This window comes from Mycetocola lacteus, from assembly GCF_003667575.1.
Lineage (GTDB): Bacteria > Actinomycetota > Actinomycetes > Actinomycetales > Microbacteriaceae > Mycetocola > Mycetocola lacteus.
Genome location: NZ_RCUY01000002.1, coordinates 444,036 through 467,299, shown reverse-complemented (window position 1 = coordinate 467,299; position 23,264 = coordinate 444,036). Strand labels below are relative to the sequence as shown.

The following is a 23,264-nucleotide window of genomic DNA, read 5'->3' as shown; positions in this document are numbered from 1 at the left end:
CGGCCGCGCGGGTTCGTTAGCCTGGGCACATGAGTCCTGAGCACATGAGCATCGAGGAGATCGCCGAGCACCGCGTGATGGTGCTGCCCGAAACCGGAGAGTATGTGACAACCCCGGACGGCATGGCCGAACTGATCGGCTCGCTCTGGGGACAGAGCGTGACCCTGGTCGCGGTCCCGTGCGAACGCCTCGATCCCGAGTTTTTCCGGCTGGCTTCCGGGGTGGCCGGGGAGTTCTTGCAAAAGCTGGTGAACTACCGCACCCCGGTCGCGATCATCGGCAACATCGATGCCGAGACCGCCGCCAGCGCGCCGCTACGCGACTTCGTCTGGGAGTCCAACCGCGGCACCCAGGTGTGGTTCGAGCCGACCCTCGACGCCCTGCGCGAGCGCCTGAACCCCTGAGAAGCTCAGACGTTAGAAGCCTCTGTAGCTTCCTGAACTCCGAGTGGTAGATTCGCACAGCTGAGGAACGAGCCCTAGCGCCAGATTTTTGTTGCCGCATCATGGGCGCTGTGCAGGTGCGCCTGGGCCTCCGCTGCGGTCACGGTCGCCGACTCTAAGGACGAGTACATGCCGCTCACGCGTGTGGCCCACTCTCGATGAGCATCATCGAACGCTAAACGCGCTTGCCCGTTCCAGCCGGATTGAAGAACTCGAACCTCTTTTTCGAGCGTATTGAGTTCTTCGCGGATAGCGTCCGTCGCCCGCTTGAGTTCACGAATGAGGGCTTCGCCGGCAGCCTGGTCCGCACGGATCATATCGGTCATCTATTCACTATTCCCACTGGTTGATGAGACGGAGAAGGTACTGGTCTGGGACTCGATCGGTCAGGAAATACTGGTAATAGATTTCCGTAGCCTCTTCGCTGGTGAATACCTCATTCGGGTAGAGGTCAAGGTGACGCGATCCATTGTTATAGGGCATCCTAACGCTGGGCTCGATTGCATAGTCACCGGGCGCTCTCCCGACCACGTATTGGCGAGCAATTCCGTCTGCTTCGATGTAACGAACTTCGATGGTCATTGCCTGTGCCGTTCCTGCGCTCTGAAGGTAGGCCTGCGGGTATTGGTCGCGATCGATCTCATCAATGTTGAGACCTTTGGGCGCTCTCCAGAGGGAATATGCCCAGCGTTTGTCGCCGTCGAGCAGCCCCAGCACACGGCCAATCTGGTCTCGATACGGTCGCACATCATCAAACAAAAACATGCGCGTAGCGCCGTTTGTTGTCACGACATGAGATTCCAATGTCATCAGTCAGTCTCCTTTAGAATCACCTTGACAATTTTAACCTGTTCTCCATTGATTCGCGCAGATCCAGGGTTATCACGGCTAATAAGATCATCAAAAACACGTTGATTTGGGGTCTTGGTGGCGCTCGCAGTTTTCACTTCGATAGCGGTATATGTTCCATCCGAGTTGCGGTAGAGACCGTCGAAGAGCCGGTAATGATCTGCGCCTTCCACCGTCGATCTGACTTGGGTTCGTTCGATTGTCACTCCTAGCTCTTCTTCAAGCTCGTCGAGTGCTTTTTGCTCTTTGTGATAGGAATCACCACGTGATCCGCCATTTTTTTCTGCAAATCTACCCAGAGAATCACGTTCACTCCAACGGTTGAAGGGTTGAACGCGGCTATTTCCGGCTGCTTCAGTGGCGAGTTGGATGGTTCCGGCACTGGCAATGCCGGCTCCCGCCGCGATGGCACCAGCCGAGGCGATGTTGATGGGCACTCCGGCAACCGCTCCGACACCGGTCGCATCCAGCGCAACGCCCCCTACCTCACCGCCCACGCCCGCGTAAAGCAGACTAAGTCCACCGAGCACCTCAAGCAGATACTCCGGATGATTGATGATTGCGTTTCCGAGTGAGGCAAGCGTGTTGCCAGTGTTTACGGCCGCGTCTAGAGCAAAATCGACGGCATCTCCGAATCCGACTTGGAACGCGAGGGCAAGGGCAGCGCCCGCTACCGCCCACCCGTTCGGATCGGATGGCGCGGCGTCGCTAGCGCTGTTGATGACGTCTGCCACGTCATAGCCGACGGCTTCACGATAGTTTCGCGCCGCAGCGAGTGTTTCATTGGCCTCCGCCCGAAGCGCATCACCCGGATCTACGAATGCTCGTAGCGGAGGAGATCCGAACGGTGTGACGCCTTGCTTAAGAAAGAATTGATCGTGCTCTTTTTGCATCGCGAGCGAGTCCCGCTCATAGGCGGCTTGCGCGCTGAGCGTTGCCTGTTGGGCCTGCGCCCACAGGTCGATTGCCGTTTGAGCCTGGTCTCTTGCCCAGTCAAGGACATCGCCATAGCGATCAAGTGCGTTGGCGGCTGACGTAACCGCGTGTGAAGCATCGGCGAATTGTTTGGCAAGGGGCGAGAATTTTTCATTAAACGCATCTGCTGCATCACCGGTCCACGATTCGGGTAGGGCTACTGCGCTCAGCGCGGTAGATACTCCGTCGAGATTTGTACCGTGATTGCGCCAATCGGATGCGGTTCGTCGAACACCGCTGATATCGCCGGGAACAAGACGATTGGGGTCTTTAGTATGGGCGAGATCGCTCAATGGCCCGCGCCGGTGCCAGACTCAGAGCGCTCTACGCTGTTTTTTGCCGCGCTGTCTCCGGACTCGTAAATAGTCGCCGTCTTATCAAGGCGATCGGCAATTTCTTCGATGTCCCTAACCAGATGTGACGTGCCACTGGTCCACTGTGCCGAGAAACTGTTGGCAGCGGAGACCACCGCTGCATGGCCCGCCTCCGGCGTAGATTCAACTGTATGCGTGCCAAGGTGCTTCTGCGCCGCACGGATTCTGTTGGACGCCTGTCGGAGCTCGTCCGGGCTTACCTGAAACTTTCCCATTGCCCCCCCCGGGTAAAACGGCCCGCAAATGGGGGCCAAAACTGATGCTACTGGGGATGCAGGATTTCCGCCATATGAATGAGGCCACAAGCCCGGTTGAATGTCACATCCGCGAACACGGAACCTGATTCGCTCAGGAGAGACATCGCAGTCGCGTCGTCACTATGCGAGTTGGCGTTCGTCGACATGTGAGAGGCGACCAACTTGACTACTCTTGAGTCTTAGATACGAGAGACTAGACCTCCGCCGAGCCCTCGCGTGCGAAGGCGAACTCGATGCGGTGGCGCACCGTTTCGCCGGGCTTCAGGATCGGCAGGGTGCCAGCCGCGCGGGCCGCGGCGCGGCCGGTGATGGTTGCGCAGTTGGAGGGTTCGAGGCCCAGCACGTAGGTGCCCTCGCCGAGCATCTTCCACTGGTAGAGGTTGCCCAGGGTGGCGCGGTCAAAGCGGATCTCGGCGCTGATGCCGATGTTGGGGTTGGTCAGGCGGGCGCGGCTCCAACCGCTCGCCTCGGCGGCGGGCGGCACGTGCCGGTAGACGCGCTCGGGGATATCGGCCACCGGCGCGTGGAACTGGTTCCAGATATCCATCTCGGCACGCGCGTGCTCGTCGATCCCGATCCGCTCATCGGCGGCAATGTCCAGGGTGCTTTCGGAACTGAGCAGCGGCCAACCGAAGTTCGCGTGATACAGCACCATATGCGGCTGATCGGTGTCGCCGAGGTTGGTCACCTGATCGGTGATCCGCAGCGTGCAGCCGCCCACCCGAGCGGTGATCTTCCGCCGCACCTCGATGTTCTCTCCGAACACGGTGGCCTGACGCATGGTCCCGATCACCGTGAGTTTGCCACCGCGCACCCGCACCGTTTCCAGGGTGGCCGGGGTCGCGCCAAAACGTCCGTGGGTGCCGAAGTCGCGGCCCTGATCGGTGCTGGGCGGACCAAACGTGTCCATCCCGCAGGTGGCCAGCAGCCCGCCGCCGAAGGTGCGCAGGAAGTTCTCACCCTGTCCGTCATAGGCGGCGGGGGATCCGATGCCGGTGGGGGAGAGCCAGGCCACCGGAACCCCGGCAAAGCTCACCCGGCCCACATCCAGCGCGCGATCGGGGTGCAGGTCCACGCTCAACCCGCCGCCGGTGTCCAGCTGAATCCGCCGCGATCCGGCCCCGGGACCGTTGGCCTCCACAAACGAATCGATGCGGGCCAGCTGCTCGGCCCGGCCGGTAAACCGGCGAATCTGTTCGGCCGGAACGCCATAGGTGTGTGCGGTGGTCAAATCCCTGAACTCCCGTGTTCGTGGAGGGCCAAGACGGTGAGCGGCCCGATCACTCCCCATCCTGGCGCACGCGGCCGAAAATCTCGGGAGAGACACAAAAAGCGGGACGGAACCCGTGAGGCTCCGTCCCGCTTCCCGGGGAGGGCGATGCTACTTACCGGCACCCGCGGTCAGACCGCTCACCAACTGGCGACGAGCCACCAGGTAGAGCACCAGAATGGGCAGGGCCGAGAGAACCACGGCCGCCAGAGTGGCCGGCACGTTGACACTGAACTGACCCTGGAAGTTCCACAGCGCCAGCGGCAGCACCCGGTTCTCCTCGCTCTGAGTCAGCACCAGCGGCAGCAGGAATCCGTTCCACACGTTCAGCGCATCGTAGATCAGGACCGAGGCGATGGCCGGGCGAGCCAGCGGCAGCACCAGCTGGCGCAGAATCGTGCCGTGAGTCGCCCCGTCCATCCGCATCGACTCAAACAGCTCGCCGGGGATATCGCGGATGAAGTTCACCAGGATCAGCACCGTCACCGGAATCGCAAATGCGATCGAGGGCAGGATGATGCCGGCCAGGGTGTCGTACAGGCCGACCCGTCCCAGCATGAAAAACAGCGGGATGATCGTGGCCTGCAGCGGAATCGCCAGGCCCAGCAGGAACAGCGAGTAGGTGGCCTTCACAAACTTTTTGCGCGAGCGCACGATGACGTAGGCGGCCAGCAGGCTCACCGCGACGGTGATCACGACGGTGGTCAGGGTCACGATGATGCTGTTCACGAAGTAGCGGCCGAAGCCCGAGCCCACCACCAGGCCGAACGCCTCGAAGGTCGGATCGGTTGGGGGCAGCAGCGGGTTGCGGGTGTAGTACTGGCCCTGAGCGGTGATGCTGGTGATCAGGATGTAGTACACCGGGACGATGATGATGGCCAGCCAGATCCAACCGGCCAGTCCGCCGATGTAGTTCCGACGCTGGTGGCTGCGACGCTTCGGGCTGGGGGCTGGCTGCGGCGCGGCCGTGCGGGTCCGAGGGCGTGTGGGGGTGTGGGTGGACATGTGCTTACGCCCCTTCCTGCTGGCTGTTCATCCGGTTGAAGCCGGAGAACTTGGTGAGTGCGAGGGCAAGCAGCAGTCCGATGACCACCAGCAGAACCGCCAGCACGCTGGCCCCACCGAGGTCGCTCGCGGTGAACCCGGTCAGGTACATGTCGAGCGGCAGCAGCCGGGTCGCGTATCCCGGTCCACCCTGCGTGAGCACGTAGACGATGTCGAAGTAGGTGAGCGAACCCACCACCATCAGGGTCGAGGAGGTCACGATGGTGTTCTTGAGCTGCGGGACAGTGATGCTGAAGAACTGACGCACCCGTCCCGCACCATCCAGCTGAGCCGCCTCATAAAGTGACGGCTGAATCTGGCGGGCACCGGCCTGGTACAGCAGCGAGTGGAAGGGGATGAACTGCCAGGCGATCACAAAGATCACCACGTACAGCACCAGGTGCGGGTTACCCAGCCAGTCCTGGGACAGCAGCGGGATACCCAGTGACTGGCCGAGGCCGTAGTTGGGATCCAGCAGTGCCTTGAACGCGATGGCGATCGCGGCGGAGGAGAGGATCAGCGGCAGGAAGTACAGCGCCGAGAGCACCGCGCGGTAGCGCTGCTTGCCGGCGGTGAACACGCCGATCAGCAGGCTGATCGGGGTCTGTACGATCCAGGAGAAGATGATCACCTGGAAGCTGAGCCACAGCGCGTTATAGGTCACCGGATCGCCAAGCTTGCGAATCCAGTTAGCCACGCCGTTGAACACCGGAGCGGTGAGGCCATCCCAACTCGTAAAGCTCAGTCCGAGTGCCACCGCGAGGGGAATGATCGCGAAGACGAGGAAGAGGATCAGGGCCGGGGCTACCAGCCAGGTGCTCGGGGCGGAGGCGTTTTCGACGCCGGCCCCACCGTTCCGTGTTTTTGTCATAGTTCTACTACTTGCCGAGGGTCTTGTTCATGTTGTCGGAGAACTGCTTCGGGGTGCTGGTGCCGCCAAAGAGCAGGTCCAGCTGGGTCCACAGTGCTGCCGAGGCTGCCGGGGACAGTGCGAGGTCCCAGGACTGCTGGAAGCTCGGAGCCTCGGAGACCATGCCACTCAGGGTGGTGGCGAAGTCGCCCTTCACCTTGGTGGCGGCGTCGGTCAGCGGGGGGATGTTGCCGGCGTCGGTCATGGTCTTGACGTAGCTGTCGTTCCACACGTCCGAGGTGATGTAGTCCAGGGCCTTCTTGGCCTGGGCATCGGTGGCCTTGGCCGAGATCGACCAGTACACCGAGGGGTTACCGGCGAGCGACTTGGGGTCGCCCTTGCCGCCATCCACCGCGGGGAAGGCGGTGTAGCCGAGCTTGCCGTCGGACTCGAACTTGGGGTCGATGTCCTTGATGCCCGAGTAGGCCCAGGAACCCTGCAGCAGCATGCCGGCGCGGCCGGTGACCATGAGCGCCAGGTCGGCGTTGGTGTCGGCGGAGACCGAGGCGTAGCCGTCGGCGAATCCGCCGGCGTCTACGAGCTGACGGATCATCTCGCCGGCCTTGATCACGGCGGGGTCGGACCAGGCATCGGGCTTGTTGTCCACGATGTTCTGGAAGACTTCGGGACCGCCGATGCGGTCAACCAGGTATTCGATCCACATCAGGTACGGCCACTTGCTGCCACCACCGAGGGAGATCGGGGCCACACCGGCGGCCTTGAACTTGGGGATCGAGGCGATCAGTTCGTCCCAGGTCTGCGGGGCTTCGACGCCCGCCTTCTTCAGGACGTCCTTGTTGAAGTACAGGACCACCGGGGCGGTTGCGCTCATTGGCACCGCGTAGGTCTTGCCGTCCACGACGCCGGCCTGGGCGACGGAGGGAACGATCTTCTGGGTCCAGTCGGTCTTGCTGGTGAGATCCGAGGTCAGATCGCGCACCAGCCCGGCCTTGACATAGGACTTGAGCGTGCCGCCGCCCCAGTTGTAGACGAGGGTCGGGGCCTGGTCGGAAGAGACCGCGGTGCGGATCTTGTCCTTGAAGTCGTTGGTTCCGAAGTAGTTGTCCTTGATCTGGTCATCCGGGTGAGCGGAGTTCCAGTCCTTGATCGACGGCTCGACATAGGGCCGGTCGGCGGTGGTACTCCAGGCGCTGAGGCCGGAGGAGCTGGAGGGCCCGGTGCTGCAGGCTGCCAGGCCGACGCTGAGCGCCGCGACGAGGCCGAGCACCGAGGCGCGCAGCACTGCGCGCTTTCGAGGCGAGGTACGGGTGGGGGCGGAATTCTTCACGAGAATCTCCTTGGGGGAAAAGGAAGGGGGTGTGCCGGTACGGTGCAACGTTGCGCCGGCGGGGAGCGAAGGGGGTTCGCTTGCCCGGGATCGAGACGACGACTCAGTCGGTCGGTTTCGGGCTGGCACCGTGAGGGTTGCTCGGAGTGTGGGACCGGCCACTTGTGGTGGGGGAGCGGTCCGACATTCGTCGGTCACCTCATTGTGTGTCGAGCTGTGGAACAAAAAGTTGGATACGTTTCCAATCGAAAGACTAATCCGATTGATGGCATTCTGTCAAACCCAGAATGCGCTCATTACCTGCAAATTTCTCGTACTTTAGCGCAATGTTCGCGCAATTTTTGCAGCCGATCGATGGAACGGGGTGGAACAGGCGTTGTGGGGGCTACTCCTCCTTTTTCTCGGTGTAACGCCGTGCGGCACGCGCATACTGCGTGCGCAATTCTGGAAGGGCTTCGCCATTCACCCGAGCGGCGGGGGCAGCGGGCCAGGTGGGGCGCGAGCCGGTGAGGGCCCAGGCCGCCTGTACGGTGGCACCGGCGGCCACATATTCGCCGGGCTCGGGGATCAGCACGGGGGCGGTAAAGATTGACGCTGCAATGCGCTGGACGGCCTCGCTCTGCGCGGCACCGCCGATCAGCAAGACCCGGGTCGGGGTGATCCTCGAGCGCTCGACCAGAGCGTCAAAGCCGTCGGCCAGGGCACCGAGCATGCCCTCGACCGCCGCACGGGCGAGGCCCTCACGGGTCGTGGATCCCAGTGTCATCCCCGAAAGGGTCGCGGTGGCATCGGGGCGGTTCGGCGTGCGCTCGCCTTCAAAATAGGGCACCAGGGTGAGTCCGTCGGCACCGGCCGGGGCGGCCAGTGCCAGGCGGGAGAGCTCGGCGTGATCGACCCCGAGTAGGCGGGCCGTCACATCGAGGACCCGGGCGGCGTTCAGCGTGCAGACCAGCGGGAGGTGCCCACCGGTCGCGTCGGCAAACCCCGCCACGATGCCGGTGGCATCGGCGGTTCCGGCCGAGGTGTGGGCAAAGACGGTGCCGCTGGTGCCCAGCGAAATAGCGACGTCCCCAGGTTCCAGGCCGAGGCCCAGCGCCGCGGCCGCGTTGTCACCGGCACCCGGTCCGAGCACAATCCCCGCGGGGATCTCGTCGGCGTGTGCGGCGGTGCTGCCCGCGGATTCGCCCGGGCCCAGCACAACCGGCAGGATCGCGTCGTGGCCGAGGGCGGCGATCAACAGGTCCCGGTCGTAGCTCTCGGTGGTGGCCGACCAGTAGCCGGTGCCGCTGGCATCGGAGCGGTCGGTGCGCAGTGCGTTCAGGTCGGGTCCCCGCGGGCTCTCGCCCTCGGGTCCGAATCCGGCCAGGCGCCAGGTCAGCCAGTCGTGGGGGAGCGCCACCGCGGCAACGCGGGCGGCGTTTTCGGGCTCGTGGTCACGGAGCCAGCGCAGCTTGGTTGCGGTAATCGAGGCAACCGGAAGGATCCCGGTGCGCTCGGCGTAGGCCTCAGCCCCGATCTCCGCAATCAGATCCAGCGCTGCCTGGGCGCTACGGGTGTCGTTCCAGAGCAGGGCGTCGCGAATCACGCGACCCTCGGCATCCAGGGCAACCAGCCCGTGCTGCTGTCCGCCCACCGAGAGCGCAGCCACATCGGCGAGCCCGCCGGCATCGGCAATTGCCAGGCACAGTGCGTCCCACCAGCGGGCCGGGTCCACCTCGGTCCCCGCGGGGTGATCCGCGCGTCCGGAACGGATCAGCGCGCCGGTTTCCAGGTCGCGAATCACGACCTTGCAGCTCTGGGTGGATGAGTCGACTCCGGCAACCAGGGTGCTCATCGGGTGCCGGCTCCCGGAGCCACGATGACCTTCAGGGTATCGGGGTGGGTCGCGGCGGCCAGCGCGTCGGTCACGCCGTCGAGGTCAAAGCGCGAGGTCACCAGATCGTCGAGGTCCACCGCGCCGGTCGAGACCAGCTCGATGGCCAGCGGCCAGGTGTTGGCGTAGCGGAAGACGCCGGTAACGTTCAGCTCAAGGTTCTGGATGCGCGAGACCGGCAGACGCTGATCATCCGCGCCCATCCCGACCAGGACCACCGATCCGGCGGGGGCGACGGCGAAGATTCCGGCGCGGATGGCGGGCTCGGCCCCCGAGGCGTCGATGAAGGCATCCACACCGAGATTCAGGGTCGCAATATCCTGGGCGATCGGGTCGATGACCTCGGTCGCTCCAAATCGCAGGGCCACCTCGCGGCGCTCGGCCACCGGGTCGCTCACGATGATCGAGGTCGCACCAAAGGCGCGGGCCACCTGGGCGATGATAATGCCGATTGGGCCGGCACCGGCGATCAGGACAGCGGAACCCGGTCCCACGCCCGCCTTCTGGTTGGACCAGATGCCCACCGAGAGGGGTTCGCACAGCGCGGCGGCCTCGAAGCTCATGGTGTCGGGAATCGCGAAGGCGTAGTCGGCCTCGATCACGGCGTACTCGGCGAAGGCACCGTCGATCGGTGGGGTCGCGTAGAACTCCATGTCCGGACACAGGTTGTAGCGGCCGCGCTTGCACTGCTCGCAGCGACGGCAGGCACGCTGGGGTTCGATCGAGACGCGCTCGCCGATGCGGTCGGCGGGAACGCCGGTACCCACGGCGACGATGGTTCCGGCCGATTCGTGGCCGAGGATCATCGGGGCATCCACGATGAAGGAGCCGATGCGGCCCTCGTGGAAGTAGTGGACGTCGGATCCGCAGACGCCCACGGCGGCGATTTTGACGAGGACCTGACCGGGCTCTACCGCGGGCAGGGCGCGGGTTTCCAAGCGCACATCGCCGGCGGCGTGCAGCACGCTCGCTCGCATTTCGGTGGGGAGTGACGAGTTCATGAGGGGAACCCTTCCGGCCGCGACTGTGCGGCCAATCGAGGCGGCCGGGGGAGCCACCCGAGATCTAGGTGAAATGGAATCGGTTCCAGTGTCACCCACAATATTTTTTCTGTCAACTCCGAGTTGAAATTCGCATAATCCCCGCAAATACGCGGAAATTCCCAGGAAACTCGGAATTGACAATCAAAACAAACCAGGCTTAGGCTCCTGATTGGAAACGTATCCAACAATTCCAGCTCAGATCTCGGAGAGGAGGCCAGGGCTCATGATCGTATCGATCGGTGACGCACCGGTACCGCCTCTGGCCCGTACCCGGGAAGCATCTGGTATCCAGGAACCACGCCCGCTTCGCATCCCCGCGAGTGGGTCGCTGATTCCTGCCGCGTTTTCGCGTGGTCAGGATCCTGGGAAGAGGGCAGAGTAATGAGTAATGCAACCGGTGGACGCCGGGAAAACGGTGGCAAACAGACCACGATGCGTGATGTCGCCGTGGCGGCAGGCGTGGGCCTGGGCACCGTATCCCGGGTGTTCTCCAATGTCGGCAGCGTGGCCCCGGCCACCCGCGAAAAGATCGAGGCGGCGGCCCGTGAGTTGAACTTCCGACCGAGCGCGCTCGGCCGGGATCTCAAGCGGCGTACCACCAACAACATCGGTCTGATCGTGACCGACATCTCCAACAACTTCTACGGCGAGTTTGCCCAGGGGGTGCTGGCCAGCGCCAAGGAGCAGGGTCGGCACGTGATCCTCTGTGCGAGTGGCGAGGATCCCGAAACGGAACGCGAATATATCGACCTGCTGGTGGAACAGCGGGTGGATGGCATTATCGCGTTCCCCACCGGGCACAACCTAGACTCGTGGCGCAGCGCCCGCGACCTCGGCATCAACATCGTGTTTGCCGACCGGGAACTGCCGGATCTGGATATCCCCTCGATCGTCGTGGATAACGAGGCCGGTGCCCGCCGGCTGACCGAATACCTGCTGGCCCTCGGGCACAGTCGAATCGGCTACCTCGGTGGACCCTCGGAGCTGACCAGTGGTGGTCAGCGCGAGGCCGGCTACCGTCAGGCGCACCTCGACGTGGGCGTAGCGGTCAAGGAGGATCTGGTGGTTCGCACCCGGTTCACCCGTGACACCGCGTACGCCAGCGCCCTGCGCCTGCTGGAAAACCCGGTGCCGCCCACCGCCCTGGTGGCCACCAATAACGTGCTCGGGGAGGCCGCCCTCACCGCGATCCGTGATCGTGGGTTGAGCGTCCCCGACGATATTTCCCTGGTGATGTTTGACGATGTCCCCTGGGCCAATCTTGTGGAACCCCCAATCACCGTGGTGGCACAGCCCGCCTGGCAGATGGGACAGTCCGCAACCCGCATGGTTCTCGCCGCCGATGGCGAGAAGGTGCAACCGCAAACGGTCAAAACCGAGATGGTGCTGCGTCGCAGCGCACGGCCGTTGCACTCGTCCGCACCGGCATAGCCGGGCCGGCGGGCGGGTGCTCCCCCAAGAAATTGATAGCCCCCGCTGACGTGGGAGAAAGAGCCTGATTATGGAACGCGGTATTTACTTCGACGGATGGTATCCGAACGAGTACTGCACACACCCGAGCATGCCCCCGCGGCGGCTCACCATGGTCGATGACATTGCCGAGATGGGTGGCACGATGCTCGTGTGGGCCGGCCTCGGTGGTGGATCGATCAGCCTGCCCTACCTCGAGGAGGAGGCCTTCGGGCACATCCCCGCGCGGTTCCGTCAGCACGGGTATGTGAACGACTCCGAATTTGTCGCCCACGCCAAGGATCGCAATATCGACCTGTTCGGCATTATTTTTGAGGCTCAGGCGTGGGAGTTCCCGGCCGAGGTGGTGGACGGAGAGGTCCTCGCTCAGAACAAGGTGCGCGGTGTTGCGCCCGAGTCGACCATCGGCCTGCGTGAATTCTCCACCGACACCGGCCCCTCCTCGTGGAAGCCGTTCCGTCACTACTTCCCCGAGGGACTGGTGAACTCTGACGGCGAGCAGGTGGTGGACCTCTGGGAGGAGGTCGTCTCCCGTGACCTCGAGGGGAACCCGCTGCGCGCCCACTGGGTCGAGATCGACGATAAGAAGCAGGTCTGCTACCTCGCCGACCGCAACAACCCGGTCTGGCGCGAATACCTGAAGGCCGTCATCCGCATTCAGATCGACGCCGGTGCGCCCGGAATTCAGCTGGACGAGACCGACGTGCCGCTGCTCGCGCTGCGCTACGGCGGCTGCTTCTGCAAGGACTGCGTTAAGGGCCTGCGCGCCTACATTAAGACCCTCCCCGAGACCCCCGAGGAGCTCGCCGGGGTCGACCTAGACACCTTCGACTACCGCGAGTGGCTGCTGGCCCAGGGTTTCAAGGCCGGCACCGCGCCGCAGGCGCTGCCGCTGTACGAGCACTACAGTCGCTTCCAGCAGTTCGAGATCGCCAAGACCTTCCGCGAGATGGCCAGCTACGTCAAGGAATATGCCGCCGAGGTGGGCAAGACCGTGCGTGTGGCCGGAAACTTCTACGACTGCGCCCCCTACTATGACGCGATGGTGGACCATGTGGATGTGCTGGTCACCGAGATGCGCGAGACCCGCTACCAGCAGCCCTGGTACTACCGTCACGGCGTGGGCCTCAGCCGGGGCAAGCCGCTCGTCGCGGTCGAGAACCCCTACGGTGGCGTGACCGAGGATCTGCTGCGGCAGATTCAGCTGGGCAAGGGGCGGGACCTCTTCCGCCTCTCGATCTACGAGGCCAGCGCAATGGGGGCCAACATGTCCCTGCCCTACGGCTCCTGGCTCGGCACCGAGGTCAAGGACTCCTACTGGGTACCCAAGGAGCTCGCGGTGGAGGTCGGCCAGTTCCTGGTCTCGATTGACGAGGTCACCTCGAACGTCTCCAAGCACCAGACCGCGGTCATCTACTCGGTGGCCTCGATCGCCCGCGACACCATCGACTCCGACCAGTTCAGCGATGACGGTCGCTGGTTCGAGCCGGTCAAGGCCCGCGACGCCCGCCCCGCGTCCTACTGGCAGACGGTTGAGCACCTCAGCCGCAGCGCCCGGGTCTTTGACACCATCGTGCTGCCGGATGAGGAGCTGCGTGCCACCGATGTGACCGACGCTCAGCTCGCCACCTACTCGACCGTGGTGGTGCCCGATGCCTGGAACATCTCCGCCGGGCAGCACGCGCTGCTGGTGAACTTCCTCAACGCCGGTGGCCGCGTGGTTGTCAACGGTGCCTACGCCACCGAGCTGGCCCCCGAGGTCGCCGCCGAGGTGCTGGAGCACGCCGGAACGGTGATCGTCGACGGCTTCGAGAAGATCGCCGCCGAGACCCCGCAGGAGGTCCTCGGCGACCTGGGTGAGAAGGCCGCCGCGAGCGTGCACGTTCTCGCCGACGGCGGAACCGCGCTGCACCTGGTGAACTTCGACTACGTGGACGAGAGCGATCTGATCGTCTCCCGCCCGGACTTCACCGTGGGTCTGCGCACCGAGGAGTCCTTCACCTCGGCCGTGTTCTTCGAGCCCGGAGCCGAGCCGGTGACCCTCCCGGTCACCGTCACCGACGGAGTCGCCTCCGTGACCCTGCCGGTGTTCAACGCCTACGCCATCGTCCGCTTCAACTAGGCGACCCGAGATGTCACAGGTACTTGTTGCGCCCCGGGTGTACTCACCCATCGTGTTTGGCGCGCATCAGCCCGACGAGCGTCCGTACCGCGGAGGGGCCGGCATCGCCGCCTTCCGTGGGACGGAGGCTCCGGCGAGTGAGTTCACCCCCGAGGACTTTGTGGCCTCGGTCACCGAGGTCCACGCGGGCGGCGGGATCGGACTCTCGCGGCTCGATGACGGTTCGCTGCTGCGTGACGCGGTCATCGCGGACCCGATCGGGTTCCTCGGCGAGGATCACGTGCGTCGCTTCGGTGCGCGCACGATGCTGCTGGTCAAGCTGCTGGATACCGCCGAGCGACTCTTTGTCCACTATCACCCGGACAATGCCTTTGCTCAGACCCAGCTGCACACACCGCTGGGCAAGACCGAGGCGTGGGCGATCATCGGTGTGGCCGACGGCGTGGAGGGCCATGCGCACCTCGGGTTCAACCGAGAGGTGTCCGAGGCCGAGGCCGCGCACTGGGCTCAGGCTCAGGACGTGGAGAGCATGCTCGGCGCGATGAACCGCATTCCGCTCGCGGTGGGCGACACCCTGCTGGTTCCGGCGGGCCTTGCCCACGGCATCAGCGCGGGCATCACCCTGGTGGAGTTGCAGCAGCCCAGCGACCTCTCGATCCTGCTCGAATATGAGGGCTTCCGGGGCCTCGGCCCGGCGGACGCCCTGCTCGGACTGGACCTCGACACGGCCATCGGTGGACTGGATCGTCGCGCCTGGGATACCGAACAGCTCGCGGTGCTCAAGAGTACCCGCGCGCTGGCCGGCGGTGGAAGCTCGCTGTTCCCGGCGGTCGCCGACGAGTTCTTCGGGGCCGAACGCTTCACCGTGGCTGGTTCCCGAGAGCTTGAAGCTTCGTTCTCGATCCTGGTGATCGTGGATGGCACCGGCTCGCTGGAGAGCGCTGCCGGTTCGCTGGAGCTGCGCCGCGGCATGACCGTCCTGGTTCCGCACGGCCTCGGCCCGGTCACCCTGACCGGCCAGCTTGAGGTTATCCGCGCGCTGCCCCCGCGCGCCTAGCCGCATCGAAAAACCCCGGGCCGATCGGTGAACGATCGGCCCGGGGTTTTATGGTGCGGGCGGGTTAGCGCTGCGCGCCCTGCGGTCCGGGGCCGTTGGGCTTGTCCGGGGCGATCACGGGGATCGAACCGGTGTCGGCACCCACCACGGAACCGGCGGCCACGGTGACCGAATCCACCGAGATGGAACCGGTGGCGGGGGCGGAGTCGGGCCCCTGCTTGGCACGCTCAAGCGAGGTGGCCAGCGGCTTTTCCTTGATGAAGAGCAGCAGCACGATGCCGAGGATCACCAGCGGAACCATGTACAGGAACACCGGGGTCAGTGCGTCGTTGTACGCGCCGATGATGATGTCGCGCACCTCCTTGGGGAGGGCCTTGACCACGGCCGGGGTCAGCGAGTTGCTGTCGCCGCCGGCACTCCCGCCGCCGGGCTGCTGCGGCATCCGCTCGGCGAAGAGGTCGCGCAGGCGGGCCACGAAGAGGCTACCCACGACGGCGGAACCGATCGAGGCACCGATCTGACGGAAGTAGTTGTTCGCGGCGGTCGCGGTACCCACCTGAGCCAGCGGGAACGAGTTCTGCACGATCAGCACCAGGATCTGCATGTTCAGGCCGAGGCCCAGACCCATGATGGCCAGGTAGGCGCAGATGATCCACACCTGCATACCGGCGGTCATCGTGGACAGCAGCACGAGCGAGAGTGCAACCAGTGCGGTACCGATGATCGGGAACATCTTGTACTTGCCGGTGCGGCTGACGATCTGGCCCGAACCGATCGAGGAGATCAGCAGGGCGGCCATCATCGGGATCATCAGGAAGCCGGCCTGGGTGGCGTCGGCTCCGGTGACCATCTGCAGGTAGGTCGGCAGGTAGGCCATCGCACCGAACATGGCGATACCGATGATCAGACCCGCGCCTGTGGAGAGGTTGAAGTTGCGGTCGCGGAACAGGTGCAGCGGCATGATCGGCTCGGCGGCGCGGCGCTCGACCATCACGAAGGCGACTGCGGTGACGACGGCACCGATGATCAGGCTGATGATGACCGGGGAGTTCCAGTCATAGGTGGTGCCACCCCAGGTGGTGACCAGCACGAGGCAGGTCGAGGCCAGGGCGATAAACAGCATGCCGGCCACATCGAGCTTCGGGCGGGCGCCGGTGTGCTTGGGCAGACGCAGGAACGCGACGGCCGAGGCGATCGCCAGGATACCCAGCGGAATGTTCATCCAGAAGGCCCAGCGCCAGCCGATGCTCTCGGTGAACCAACCACCCAGCAGCGGTCCGGCCACCGAGCTCAGCGCGAACACACCACCCATGATTCCCATGTAGCGGCCACGCTCGCGGGCGGGGACCACGTCGGCGATGATCGCCTGGGAGAGGATCATCAGACCACCACCACCGAGGCCCTGGATCGCGCGACCGGTGATCAGCCAGGTCATGTCGGGGGCGAGACCACCGACGATGGAACCGGCGATGAACAGTGCGATCGCACCGATGAACAGGCCCTTACGGCCGATCAGGTCACCGAGCTTGCCGTAGACCGGCAGCATGATGGTGGACGCCAGAATGTAGGCGGTGGTGACCCAGAGCATGTGGTCCACGCCGTCGAGCTCGCCCACGATGGTGGGCAGCGCGGTGGAGAAGATGGTCTGGTCAAGCGAGGAGAGCAGCATGGTGACCATGAGCCCCGCAAATACGAGAAGAATGCTGCGCCTGGTGGGGGTGGCAGCCGCTGAGGGAATAGACATGAGGTGCGTTTCTGATCCGTGTGTGAGTGGGGGAATTAGGAGTGTGTGGGCTCGTCGATGATCCGTCGGATCATCTGGAGCGAGTCTGCGATGAGTTCTTCCTGGGGTGCCCCGTCGGGGTCCTCGAGCCAGCGGTGCATGGCCGGATGCATGATCGCGAAGGCGAGCAGCACCACCACCCGGGGCTCATCGGGGAAGACGTCGGAACCCTCGGCCCCGACGGCGTCGCGCCGCCGCTGTAGCAGGGCGGTGAGTTCGGTTTCGGCCTCGGCCATTCGCGCGAACTCACGCACGGCAAGGTCCGGGGTGGAGTGGATGAGTGCCCGGCGCTCACGCATCGCCGCAGGGTCGGTGCGGTTGCGGGTGCTCATCATCCGGCGGAACAGCTCAACCAGGTCGAGCAGCGTGGTGCTGGGCCGCTCGTTGACAAACCAGTCGATCATCTCGGGGGTCGGGCGGGGCGGGGTGTGTCCGAGGAACACGCCCTCCTTCGATCCGAAGTAGTTGAAAAACGTGCGCGGGGAGACCATGGCGGACTCGCAGATCATCTCCACGGTGACGCCCTCGTACCCGTGTTCCTGGGCGAGATCGAGGGCCGCGCGTTCGATGGTGCGTTCGGTGGCCAAGCGCTTACGTTCGCGCAGTCCCAGTTCGGACTCGGGAACACCGGCGGCGGGGAAATACATAACTAACCTTCTTTGTGCAGAGGAGTTAATTATGCAGAGACTGCACGCTTTGCGCAATCCGGCGTGGCGGACACTCGTTTTGCACGGGCGCATGGGGGGTCGAGAGCCGCGTGATTGCGGGCGAAATTAAGTAGCTGTGAGATTGCTGCGAGGGGTGCGCTTCCGAGGGCTCAGTGCATGGACGCAGACTCGATGAGCGCGGAAACGCGCCGTATAGCCTCGGCGCGATCCTCCTCGACCGGGACCACGATCAGGTAGCGCACACCCGATTCGGTGCGGATCGGTTGATTTAGGGGTGAAGGCCCCACCAAATAATGAGCAGCGGTGGGCCAACTCTCAATGCTTCGAACAAAACCACCCCGAGGATGCGTGTTCCGGCGGCGAAGCGTCCCCAGCCGCGGCCGGGAGATTTATGAATCGTTTCCCCCAGTGAGTGAGCGAAACCGCGGCGCCGCCCGTGTGCGCCAAACCAGTCGCGGATGACGAGCATCACGCTCCAGACCAGAAGCAGTGTACCCGCCGCCGCGCTCGCCCAGGGCACCAGAATCGACGGCGCCCAGAGGTGCGCGCTGACCGGAACGCCGAGCAGCAGGAAGATGGCCAGGGTGCGACGCACCGAGGCGCGGCGCACAATTTCTGCCTGGTGTTGACCGGCACCTGCCAGGGCGGCGGCATTGGTCATCTGCACGGCGATGAGCCCGGCCACCCCGACCAGGAACAGGAGGCAAATTGCCACGACCCCCACCGGCCACAGGGGAACCAACAGCAGAAACAGGCCGATCGAGGCGAGTGAGTTGGCGACCATGCAGAGGATCCTGGCACCCTCGAACAGCGGACGACTGGCCAGCTCGCGGTCCAGTTCTTCGGGGGAAACTTCCTCATCGGTGATCGCCTTCGTGGGGGCGCCGATGAGGATAAAAAACAGTCCGAGCACAAACGCCGGGAAAATTGCCCACGGGTTTTGGGTGGGGCCCACGATCAGGTAGAGTCCCGCCAGGACCACGGGGATCCAGCAGGCGTGCCGTGCCGACTGGAGTACACGCCCCAGGTGGTCGGCCCGGCGTTTTTCCGGCCGCTGAAGTTCGGCGGCATAGTCCTTGTCGACGTTTCGAGGTCCGGAGTAGGCCCGCCAGACCGGCCTGCTGCGCCGCGGTGCCAATGACTGCGCGGCCGCGGGGTACGTGGTGGGCCCGCGCGCAGGCTCGGGCCGCCTGGGTAAACGCTCGATCAGCTCGCGCGCGCGCGGGTTTTCGGGATCGATTTCCCAGGCGATCTCGGCCTGGGTTCGCGCCTCCGAGAGATACCAGTCCTCGGTGTGGTGCCGGCGCAAGAGCGTGGCCAGCTGAAGGTGGGTGTCGGCAGAATAGGGATCGCGGGCAACCGATTGCTCGGCCTGGCTGATCGCGTCCGAGCCCCGATCCAGCGCCGAGAGTGCCCACGCGCGTACCTCGCGCGCGGCCGGAAAGTGCGGGGAATCGGTGAGGATCGCATCGGCCTGCACGAGCGCTTCGGCGGCTAGGCCGTTCGCTAGGAGTGCGCGTGCGTGGGCACAGCGCGCCTCAGTGTCCGACCCCATGAATGTCCTTCCCCCGATAGGGAAAGCCTAGCCCGAGTGGACCGATTCCTCGTTTTACGGGGTGCGGGAGTGGGGCTCCGCGGGGGCGGGTGCGGAGATGGAGGCGGACGCTAGCCGGTTGGTCTCCCGGTACGCGCGCGGTGCCAGATCGAAGGCGCGGGCGAAGGCGCGGGAGAAGGCGAATTCGGAGGTGTAGCCCACCCGATGGGCGATGGCGGCGATCCGCTCATCGGTTTCGCGCAGCTGCTGGGCGGCGAGATCCATCCGCCAGGACACCAGATAGGCGCCGGGGGACTGCCCGACCAGAGCAGAAAAACGGCGGCTGAGTGTTGCACGTGAAACGCGTGCCTGCTCGGCCAGGGTATCGAGGCTCCACTCGCGGGCGGGTTCGGCGTGGATCGCGTTGAGTGCGGTTGCGACCACCGGGTCGGTCAGCCCGCGCAGCCAGGACGCCCGGGTGAACTCGGTGGTGGCGATCCACTCGCGCAGGATGTGGATCAGCAGCACGTCGATCAGTCGATCGATGATCGTGTTGGTGGCCATGCCCGGCCGCGACACCTCCTGAGCGAGCAGCTTGGTCACCTCGATAATCGGGCTGCCCTCGGGATTCGCGGGTATGTAGATGACCTCGGGCAACAGCTCAAACAGCGCGGTGCTGGTGGTGAGGTTATGGATGTAAAACGCACACAGCACGTTGGTTGAGCGCGGCACGCTGCCGGTCTCCAGGACCTCGCCGGAGGTGCGTGAGCGCACGTGGTTGTAGCGGTCAAAGTGGACCGGGGTGGTGTCGCGGTCGCTGGCGAAAACATGAGCGGATCCGTGGGGGAGCAGCACCACGTCACCGGGAAGCATCTGGATCGTCTCATGCCCGGGCACCGACAGGTAGGCGACCCCCGCGGTGATCGCGTGGAAGGCCGCCTCGGGTACCGCATCCAGCTCAAAGCCCCAGCGGTTGCCGGCGCTGATCGGGGTGGTGAGGCTGCCGCGGACCCCGGCCAGGGACAGGACATCTTCGAGTGCGCTCATGGCCTCAGACTACTCGGCATCGCAGTCCCCGCCCTCGAATGAGACGAACAGATAAAAAATCGAGCAATACAAGCATTCACCGAATCAGTACGGGTTTCTAGAGTCGAATCATCACCAACGAATTGAGGAAATCATGCAGATCAACAATGCCATCGTGTTTGTCACCGGAGCCGGCCGAGGTCTCGGCACCCACTTTGTCACCCACCTCCTGAAGCAGGGCGCGGCGAAGGTCTATGCCGGGGCGCGGGATACGGCGCGGGTAAGTGCCGAGTGGGTCGCGGATGAGCGGGTGCAGCTGGTCACCCTCGACGTCACCGATCCGGCCAGCGTGGCCGCCGCCGCAGAGGTCGCCGCCGATGCCACCATCCTGATCAACAATGCGGGCACCCTGAGCTTTGGCGGTGCCCTCGACGGAGCGATTGAGGACTACCGTCTGGACCTGGAAACCAACCTGTTTGGCGTGCTGAATACCTCCCGTGCATTCGCGCCCACGCTGATTGCCAACGGACCGGCCGCCATCGTGAACGTCGCCTCGATCCTCGCCTTCGCGCCCGCCCGCAACATGACCGGATACAGCATCTCCAAGGCCGCCGCACACGAGTTTGGACAGGCATTGCGCGCCGAACTCCAGGGCAGCGGAGTGCAGGTCTCGGTGGCTTATCCGGCACAGATTGATACCGAGATGCTGAGCGGTGTCGACATGGATAAGGCGTCGCCGTCAAGCGTGGCCGAGCGGATCCTGGCCGGGGTGGTTGCCGGAGAGCGCGACATCTACCCCGACGATGCCTCCGCCTCCCTGGCGGTGCTGTATGCGGAAAACCCGTGGAGCCTGGAGCGGGTCTTCCTGCGTACCGGCGAGTAGGCGTCGGGGCCAAAACCGCGTCCAGTGCTCGGGGAAATTTTTTTTGGGTTTCCGCGATAGATTTTGAGGACTTCTTCGTCGTCCTGGGTGTTGGGAGATGAATTCGAGGAGTGGTGCGCCCGCGGGGGCGCACCACGATGCGGATCGACCGTGACTCTTCTGCTACAGTCAGCGTCTTACCAGCGGTAAATATTTTTGTGTTTCCTGGTTTCCGTTACCCCCGGATTTAGCTTCGAAACGTGCCCAACGAAGGAACCTCATGCCTGCTGAACTCACCCGAGTCCGTCCCCAAAAATCCTCGCCCGGAAGGCTCAAGCGACTGCTTGCGGCCCTGGGCATTGCCGCCGCCGCGCTGTCGGGCTCGCTGCTGGTTCCCGCCGCAGCCTCGGCCGCCCCGCTGGACACCAATTGCAGCTACGCGGTCTCGGGGGGAAAGTATCCCACCTCGACCTGTTGGATCGACTTCAGCGGTTTCGATGGAGCCCAGGCCTCGAGCGCCGCGGGTCAGGACATGACCATGATGTTGGGCGACTACACGGTGACCTTCAACGTGACCCAGCGTCCGGTCCCCGGTAAAACCGCCCGCAACGTGGTGGCGAGCCCCACGGTGTCGGCGTTTGGAAGTGGCGGATACTACTCGGGCATCACCGGAAAGCCGTTGCTGTACTCGCAGACCGGTCTCCCTAACGGTGCGGTCGACATCGAGATTCGCAACGTTGCGATCAAACTCGGCACGACCCCGGTCACCGGGTACTCGCTGGTGAGTGCCTCCGCCGAGACGCTGGATGGACCGACCGGGTTCTTCCAGGAAAGTATCGCCTGGACCTCGGACGTGCCGCTGAACATGATCGACCACGCCTATGAATTCACCACCGGCGGCGGTTGCCCGCTTCCTCCGGCGGGCAACGGGAACACCACCGTCTCGTGCACCGGCGCTCCGGCGGGAACCACGAGCGCCCACGGGGTGATCATGGCCGGTGCCTCGGCCACCCGGATCAGCGGTGCCGTGCACATGAACACCGGCGGCGAGCGGGAGGCCGTGGCTTTCGGTATCCAGACCGCGCGCGCCACCGTGACCAAGCAGGTTGCCAGCCGGGTAGACCCCACCGACTCGTTTGACGTGTCGATCACCTCCCCCGAGGGAGTGGCCCTTGCCAACGCCAGCACCGGTACCGCGGCCACCGCGACGACCGGACGCGAAACCGTTATCCCCTCGGGAAACCTGGCGCTCGCCGACACCACAACCTCGGGTACCCGCAGCGCCCTGAGCTACTACACCGCAAACTGGAGCTGCACCAACGCCACCACCGGGAGCACCACGGTGCTGCCCAGCGGTTCAAACCCCGCTCAGAGCCTTAACCTGGCGGTGGGTGACGACGTCAGCTGCGTGGTGACCAACACCGCGCTGCCCGCAACCCTGAGCCTGAGTAAGGCCGTGAACATTGCCACCTCGGTACTCGGCGACACCGCCACCTACGCGTTCACGGTGACCAATACCGGCCAGATCCCGTTGGATTCGCTGGCCATCGAGGAAACCAACTTCAGTGGATCCGGGACCCTCTCCGCGGTGACCTGCCCCACCACGACACTGGCTCCCGGTGCCTCGACGAACTGCCAGGCCACCTACACGGTGACGCAGGCGGATGTGGATGCCGCCCGAGTCACCAACACGGCCCGTGCCACCGCTCACCCGGCGGGCACCGACACCGTGGTGACCTCGAATGATTCCAGTGCCGAGTTCGCCGCGGTGGGCACCGGTGCACTGACCGTTACCAAGGCTGTGAGCGCAACCTCCGTCCGCGCGGGCGATTCGCTGACGTACACGCTCAAGGCGCGCAACAGCGGCGGACTGACCCTGCACGGGGTGACCTTGGAAGACCACAACTTCACCGGCACCGGGGCCCTGGGCATCCTGATCTGCGACCGGGTTCAGCCCGCGACCCTGGCACCGGGACAGTCCCTCACCTGCACCACCGCATACACGGTTACCGCGCGTGATACCGACACCATCACCAACTCGGCGATCGGCTCGGCGCTGGATCCCTCGGGCAGCACGCTCTCCGGAACCGATGCCGCGAAGGTGACGGTGCGGGCCGCCGGTAGCCCGGCAGCGCCGGGCCCCAGCGGCACTCCCAGCGCTCCCTCCGCGGGTCCGATCACCGCCGGTGGCGGGGATACGCACCTGGCCTATACCGGCGGCGACTACACTGGCAGCATTATTGCCGGTGTGGCAGGGGTGATCATGCTGATCGCCGCGGCGGGACTGTTGGCTCGCGCGCAGCGTAATGCTCGACGCACCTCCGGCGCCTAAACAAACGGTAGTCGGCACCACCTGGGCGACCCCGCGTTCGGGCCGTTTACTCCCCCTCGGAGCAAACGGCCCGTTCCGGTCCCT

19 protein-coding genes are annotated in these 23,264 nt (G+C 64.7%); 6 read left to right on the top strand and 13 right to left on the bottom strand.

Features of this window, described 5'->3' with window-relative positions:
- The first annotated feature begins 29 nt into the window (after nucleotides 1-29).
- The gene (locus tag D9V34_RS04195; RefSeq protein WP_245991894.1) at nucleotides 30-404 is read left to right on the top strand and encodes a DUF4180 domain-containing protein; all 375 of its coding nucleotides are present in this window, start codon (nucleotides 30-32) and stop codon (nucleotides 402-404) included.
- A 74-nt stretch (nucleotides 405-478) separates the two neighbouring features.
- Here D9V34_RS04195 and D9V34_RS04190 read toward each other — a convergent pair whose 3' ends face one another.
- From D9V34_RS04190 to D9V34_RS04150, 9 genes are all read right to left on the bottom strand, one after another.
- The gene (locus D9V34_RS04190; RefSeq protein ID WP_121687628.1) at nucleotides 479-769 is read right to left on the bottom strand and encodes a WXG100 family type VII secretion target; all 291 of its coding nucleotides are present in this window, start codon (nucleotides 767-769) and stop codon (nucleotides 479-481) included.
- 7 nt (nucleotides 770-776) lie between these two features.
- Nucleotides 777-1,253, bottom strand: a complete 477-nt coding sequence (locus D9V34_RS04185) for a hypothetical protein (RefSeq protein ID WP_121687627.1) — start codon at nucleotides 1,251-1,253, stop codon at nucleotides 777-779.
- The gene (locus D9V34_RS17450; RefSeq protein WP_147441609.1) at nucleotides 1,253-2,560 is read right to left on the bottom strand and encodes a putative T7SS-secreted protein; all 1,308 of its coding nucleotides are present in this window, start codon (nucleotides 2,558-2,560) and stop codon (nucleotides 1,253-1,255) included. Before D9V34_RS17450 ends, D9V34_RS04185 begins: the two co-directional genes overlap by 1 nt.
- 531 nt (nucleotides 2,561-3,091) lie before the next feature.
- Complete coding sequence (locus D9V34_RS04175; protein WP_183091839.1) at nucleotides 3,092-4,129, bottom strand: aldose 1-epimerase family protein; 1,038 nt, start codon at nucleotides 4,127-4,129, stop codon at nucleotides 3,092-3,094.
- A gap of 150 nt (nucleotides 4,130-4,279) precedes the next feature.
- On the bottom strand, nucleotides 4,280-5,173 hold the full coding sequence (locus D9V34_RS04170) for a carbohydrate ABC transporter permease (protein ID WP_121687624.1): 894 nt from the start codon (nucleotides 5,171-5,173) through the stop codon (nucleotides 4,280-4,282).
- A 4-nt stretch (nucleotides 5,174-5,177) separates the two neighbouring features.
- Entirely contained in the window at nucleotides 5,178-6,083 is a 906-nt protein-coding gene (locus tag D9V34_RS04165) for a carbohydrate ABC transporter permease (RefSeq protein WP_121687623.1), read from the bottom strand.
- A 7-nt stretch (nucleotides 6,084-6,090) separates the two neighbouring features.
- Complete coding sequence (locus D9V34_RS04160; protein WP_245991892.1) at nucleotides 6,091-7,410, bottom strand: ABC transporter substrate-binding protein; 1,320 nt, start codon at nucleotides 7,408-7,410, stop codon at nucleotides 6,091-6,093.
- Between the two features lie 385 nt (nucleotides 7,411-7,795).
- Nucleotides 7,796-9,244 carry a xylulokinase gene (gene xylB / locus D9V34_RS04155; RefSeq protein ID WP_121687622.1) on the bottom strand — a complete coding sequence of 483 codons (1,449 nt, stop codon included), beginning with the start codon at nucleotides 9,242-9,244 and terminating at the stop codon, nucleotides 7,796-7,798.
- Entirely contained in the window at nucleotides 9,241-10,284 is a 1,044-nt protein-coding gene (locus D9V34_RS04150; RefSeq protein WP_121687621.1) for an NAD(P)-dependent alcohol dehydrogenase, read from the bottom strand. The genes xylB and D9V34_RS04150 overlap by 4 nt, the downstream gene beginning before the upstream one ends.
- 423 nt (nucleotides 10,285-10,707) lie before the next feature.
- Between D9V34_RS04150 and D9V34_RS04145 the strand changes: the two genes are divergently transcribed.
- The 3 genes from D9V34_RS04145 to D9V34_RS04135 all read left to right on the top strand — a co-directional run bounded on the left by D9V34_RS04145 (nucleotide 10,708) and on the right by D9V34_RS04135 (nucleotide 14,975).
- On the top strand, nucleotides 10,708-11,757 hold the full coding sequence (locus D9V34_RS04145) for a LacI family DNA-binding transcriptional regulator (protein WP_121687620.1): 1,050 nt from the start codon (nucleotides 10,708-10,710) through the stop codon (nucleotides 11,755-11,757).
- Nucleotides 11,758-11,827: 70 nt separating this feature from the next.
- On the top strand, nucleotides 11,828-13,918 hold the full coding sequence (locus D9V34_RS04140; protein ID WP_121687619.1) for a hypothetical protein: 2,091 nt from the start codon (nucleotides 11,828-11,830) through the stop codon (nucleotides 13,916-13,918).
- 10 nt (nucleotides 13,919-13,928) lie between these two features.
- Nucleotides 13,929-14,975, top strand: coding sequence for a class I mannose-6-phosphate isomerase (locus D9V34_RS04135; RefSeq protein WP_121687618.1), 1,047 nt, complete (start codon nucleotides 13,929-13,931; stop codon nucleotides 14,973-14,975).
- Nucleotides 14,976-15,039: 64 nt separating this feature from the next.
- Here the strand turns inward: D9V34_RS04135 and D9V34_RS04130 are convergent, their stop codons facing one another.
- From D9V34_RS04130 to D9V34_RS04115, 4 genes are all read right to left on the bottom strand, one after another.
- A complete protein-coding gene (locus tag D9V34_RS04130; RefSeq protein WP_121687617.1) occupies nucleotides 15,040-16,719 on the bottom strand; it encodes an MDR family MFS transporter in 1,680 nt (559 codons plus the stop codon).
- 35 nt (nucleotides 16,720-16,754) lie between these two features.
- Nucleotides 16,755-17,405 carry a TetR/AcrR family transcriptional regulator gene (locus D9V34_RS04125; protein WP_051701709.1) on the bottom strand — a complete coding sequence of 217 codons (651 nt, stop codon included), beginning with the start codon at nucleotides 17,403-17,405 and terminating at the stop codon, nucleotides 16,755-16,757.
- Nucleotides 17,406-17,694: 289 nt separating this feature from the next.
- A complete protein-coding gene (locus D9V34_RS04120) occupies nucleotides 17,695-18,981 on the bottom strand; it encodes a hypothetical protein (RefSeq protein ID WP_147441608.1) in 1,287 nt (428 codons plus the stop codon).
- A gap of 54 nt (nucleotides 18,982-19,035) precedes the next feature.
- Nucleotides 19,036-20,007, bottom strand: a complete 972-nt coding sequence (locus D9V34_RS04115) for an AraC family transcriptional regulator (RefSeq protein WP_121687615.1) — start codon at nucleotides 20,005-20,007, stop codon at nucleotides 19,036-19,038.
- 133 nt (nucleotides 20,008-20,140) lie between these two features.
- On the opposite strand from D9V34_RS04115, the gene D9V34_RS04110 reads away from it, so the two are divergent.
- The gene (locus D9V34_RS04110) at nucleotides 20,141-20,869 is read left to right on the top strand and encodes an SDR family NAD(P)-dependent oxidoreductase (protein WP_121687614.1); all 729 of its coding nucleotides are present in this window, start codon (nucleotides 20,141-20,143) and stop codon (nucleotides 20,867-20,869) included.
- A gap of 259 nt (nucleotides 20,870-21,128) precedes the next feature.
- On the top strand, nucleotides 21,129-23,180 hold the full coding sequence (locus tag D9V34_RS04105; RefSeq protein WP_121687613.1) for a DUF7507 domain-containing protein: 2,052 nt from the start codon (nucleotides 21,129-21,131) through the stop codon (nucleotides 23,178-23,180).
- The last annotated feature ends 84 nt before the right edge of the window (nucleotides 23,181-23,264 follow it).